Below are 3291 nucleotides of genomic sequence, written 5' to 3' on the forward strand. Positions count from 1 at the left end.
CGCCGGCGACCGACTGGCCGTCCCGGCCAAGGCGGGCGCCCAGGCCGAGCTGAGCGCCCGCCTCGCCGACGGGAAGCGGATTTCCACTCTGCGATAGCGCCGCTCCAGGAGCTGAAATAGGGTCAGCAGGCGGGAAACCAGCGGAGGATGGGGCGTTTCCGGACTGCCCTAAGATGACCGCCATGAAGACCGGGATACGTCGCAGGATGGGTGTCGAGCAGCGCCGTGAGCAGCTGATCTCGGTCGCGCTCGAGCTCTTCGGCCACCGTCCCCCGGATGACGTCTCCATCGACGAGATAGCAGCGGCGGCCGGGATCTCCCGGCCGCTCGTCTATCACTACTTCCCCGGGAAGCAGAGCCTCTACGAGGCCGCGCTCAGCCGCGCCGCGGAAGAGCTCGCGGCCCTCTTCGACGAGCCCCGCGAGGGCCCCCTCGGCGCCCGGCTGCTGCGCGTGATGAACCGGTTCTTCGACTTCGTGGAGGAGCACGGCACGGGCTTCTCCGCCCTCATGCGCGGCGGCCCCGTGGCGGGCTCCGGCCGGACCTGCGTCATGATCGACAAGGTGCGGCAGGCCGCGTACGACGAGATGCTCGCCCACCTGGGCATCCCCTCCCCCGGCCCGCGCCTGGAACTCGCCCTCCGCTCCTGGATCTCGCTCACGGAGACGACGGCCCTGCTCTGGCTCGACGGCCGCCGCGTCCCCCGCGGCGACCTGGAGCTGCAGCTCGTCCGCGCCTTCGCGGCGCTGGCCGCGGTGGGTGCGGACGGCGACGAGGACATGGCGGCGGTGCTGGACCGCATCCTGGAGGACGAGCCGGTCCACGGGCCCTTCGCGGACCTCGTGGACCGGCTCGGAGCGGCGGCGCCCAGCCGGGCTGAACCTGCCGATCCAGCCCCGGCGCCCTAGCCTGCCTTGAAGACGGCGACGGTCCGGGCGGGGACGGTGAAGGTGCCCGTGGCGGGGGCGTAGGCCGCGGCCTTGACGGCCGGATCCGCGCCGGAGGCCTGCACCGGATGCAGGGCGTAAGGCGTGCCGGAGAGGGCCGCGACGCGCTGGTCCTGCGGCCGCGGCGTCGCGTTGAAGACCACGACGAGGTCACCGAGGCGCATGGTGACGACGCCCGGCGTCTCGTCCGGGCCGGACAGCGGGAACGACAACGCCGCCTGGACCGCCCCGGCGGTCGCGAGGCTGAACGCCTTCTCGGTCGTGCGGATGCGCAGCAGGTCGCGGTAGGCGGCGGAGGCGGCCTCGACGGGCCCGCAGCCGGCCTTCAGGGCCGGGTCCGCGAGGAGCGGCCGGGCGTAGGGCCACTTGGCCTCGTTGTCGGGGGCCGGGGGCAGGCCGCGGCCGAAGCCGTTTCCGCCGGCGCAGTCCCAGTGGATCGCGTTGAACCAGTCGCCGCTGTCGTACGAGTTGCGGTCCAGCGACTTCGAGCGCAGCCGGTCCGTGCCGGCCTGGGAGAGCGCCGGGCCCTGGGACAGGGCGGCCGTGGCCATCGCGAGGACCTGCATCCGGGCGCGGTCGGCGGGCGCCGTGCCCTGCGGCAGCTTGAAGGCGAGCGCATCGTAGAGGGTCTCGTTGTCGTGGGCGTCCGCGTAGGCGAGGGCGTCACCGGGGGCGGCCGCGTAACCGGCGGGGGCGCCGTTGTAGTCGACGTCGGCGCCGCGGACGCTGCGGCCGGCGGAGTCGGTGAAGCGGTAGTCGGCGAGGTTGCCCGTCAGGCCGACCTTGAGGAGGTCCTGGTCGTGCAGGAGCCGGGCGCGCTGTTCGGCCGGGGTGCCCTGCGGGGCGGCGTTGGGGTCGGTGAAGAGCCCGGAGGCGAAGCCCTGCATGCGAGGGTCGGCGTCGAAGGGGCCGCCGCCGCGGACGGCGTCGCGGGCGCGGTCGGAGAAGGTGGCGATGCCGGTGCCGGCCATGTTCTTCTGCGTGGCCTGGACGAAGCGGGCGTCGTTCGCGGCCTCGCCGAAGTTCCAGCCCTCGCCGTAGAGGATCACGGACTTGCCGTCGGCGCCGTCCTTGGCCGGCGTGAGCGCGTCGAGGGCCTTGCGCACGGCCAGGATGTTCGCCTTGGGGTGATGGCCCATCAGGTCGAAACGGAAGCCGTCGACCTTGTACTCCTTCGCCCAGGTCACCACCGAGTCCACGACGAGCTTGCCCATCATGGCGTGCTCGGGCGCGGTGCCCGCGCAGCACGTCGACGTGGCGACGGCGCCGTCGTCCATGAGGCGCTGGTAGTAGCCGGGCACGATCCGGTCCAGGACGGACTTGTCGTCCTGCCCGGCGGCGGCGGTGTGGTTGTAGACGACGTCCATGACCGTGCGCAGGCCGGCGCCGGCGAGCCCCTGGACCATCTGCCGGAACTCCCGGGTGCGGCCGGGGCCGTCCGGGTCGGAGGCGTACGAGCCCTCGGGGACGGTGTAGTGCAGCGGGTCGTAGCCCCAGTTGTACGCGTCGCGCGCGGCGGTTCCGCGGACGCACTCCTGCTGGCGGGCCGAGTCGGCGGGGAGGGCGGCGAGGTCGCAGGGCGGGGTCGCCTGGTCGGCTCGGCGTTCTGGGGCCGTGGCGAAGTCGAAGGCGGGGAGGAGGTGGACGTAGGAGGTGCCGGCGGCGGCGAGCGTCTTCAGGTGGCGCATGCCGGGGGATGCGGGGGTGGTGAAGGCGCGGTAGCCGCCTGCGTTTCCGGTTCCGGTTCCGTTTCCTTTTCCGCTGGAGAAGTCGCGTATGTGGAGTTCCTGGATCTGCGCGTCGCGCAGCGGCACGGCCTTCGGCTTGCGCAGGGTGCGCCAGCCCGGCGGGGCCAGGGCCGGGTCGGCGAGGTCGGTGACGAGACTGCGCGCGGAGTCGGCGGTCAGAGCGGTCGAGTACGGGTCCGTGACGCGGTTGGTGACCGTCTTGCCGGCGGCCGGGGCGTGGACGGTGACCGCGTAGCGGTAGGGCTTGCCGGTCCAGTCGCGGGTGCCGGTGGCGCTCCAGACGCCGCTCGCGTCGTCGCGGTGCATGGGGACGGTGCGGCCGTCGAGTTCCAGCGCCACCCGGCGGGCCGTGGGCGCCCAGACGGACAGGGTGGGGCGGCCCTTGCGGAAGGACGGGCCGAGGGTCGCCTCGGCGGCGGCGCGCGCGTACAGGTCGTCGAGGACGCCGGGGGTTTGTACGCCGGTGGTGACGTCGCCGCTGACGGCGGTGAGGGCACCCCTGAGGGCGGACTTCTCCTGCTCCGGGGTTGCGTGGACGCGGTAGGCGTCGTACCCCGCGAGGTGGGGGTATTTCGCCCGCTGGGCGGGGGTGAGGC

General features: G+C 73.5%; 2 protein-coding genes. One reads left to right on the forward strand and one right to left on the reverse strand.

Annotation, left to right across the window (positions count from 1 at the left end; translation table 11 throughout):
- Positions 1 to 182 precede the first annotated feature (182 nt).
- Positions 183 to 908, forward strand: coding sequence for a TetR/AcrR family transcriptional regulator (locus ACSNOH_RS34150; RefSeq protein ID WP_436725335.1), 726 nt, complete (start codon positions 183 to 185; stop codon positions 906 to 908).
- Here the strand turns inward: ACSNOH_RS34150 and pulA are convergent.
- Positions 905 to 3291: pullulanase-type alpha-1,6-glucosidase (gene pulA / locus ACSNOH_RS34155; RefSeq protein WP_436725336.1), on the reverse strand; the 2387-nt coding region annotated here is incomplete at its 5' end. The genes ACSNOH_RS34150 and pulA overlap by 4 nt on opposite strands.

Source organism: Streptomyces sp. URMC 127 (genome assembly GCF_051386535.1).
In the GTDB taxonomy this organism is placed as follows: domain Bacteria; phylum Actinomycetota; class Actinomycetes; order Streptomycetales; family Streptomycetaceae; genus Streptomyces.